Below are 609 nucleotides of genomic sequence, written 5' to 3' on the forward strand. Positions count from 1 at the left end.
GAACTTGTTGAAGATCTGGTTCAAATAATCACAGTATTCAGCTGCAAATTACAAGGAAAACGAGCGAACAAAGCTAAGAAACTTATCCGGGAATTGATACAGGAGGAAACAGATGGTAAAAGCCATAAAAGTAATGCTGATACCAAACAACGTACAGAAAACTAAGATGTTTCAGTACGCAGGTGCTTCAAGATTTGCTTATAACTGGGCTTTGGCCAGGGAAAAAGAAAATTATGAAAAAGGTGGCAAATTCATTTCAGATTCAGAACTCAGAAAAGAATTTACAAAGCTCAGACATTCTGATGAATACGCATGGCTGCTGAATATTTCAAATAATGTAACCAAACAGGCAATCAAAGATGCCTGTACTGCGTATAAGAACTTTTTCAAGGGTTTGCAAAAATTCCCAAGATTCAAGTCCAGAAAGAGATCAATGCCGAAGTTCTATCAGGACAACGTTAAGATACAATTCAGTAATACCCACGTTAAGTTTGAAGGCTTTTCTTCCAGCAGGAAAGCAAATAAGCAAAAAATGAATTGGGTAAGACTTGCAGAACATGGACGTATTCCAACAGATGTTAAATATATGAATCCGAGAATATCCTTTGA

The 609-nt window shown here is 36.6% G+C and carries 1 protein-coding gene and 1 pseudogene; both read left to right on the forward strand.

All coding sequences use genetic code 11. The features are described 5' to 3' along the window. A pseudogene (locus tag LI149_RS15045) lies at window positions 1-165 on the forward strand (IS607 family transposase); the annotation flags it as partial. Further along, on the forward strand, window positions 113-609 hold a 497-nt coding region (locus tag LI149_RS15050), incomplete at its 3' end, for a helix-turn-helix domain-containing protein (protein ID WP_227143613.1). The pseudogene LI149_RS15045 and the gene LI149_RS15050, both read left to right, overlap by 53 nt.

This window comes from Dorea sp. 210702-DFI.3.17, from assembly GCF_020560825.1.
In the GTDB taxonomy this organism is placed as follows: domain Bacteria; phylum Bacillota; class Clostridia; order Lachnospirales; family Lachnospiraceae; genus Dorea; species Dorea formicigenerans.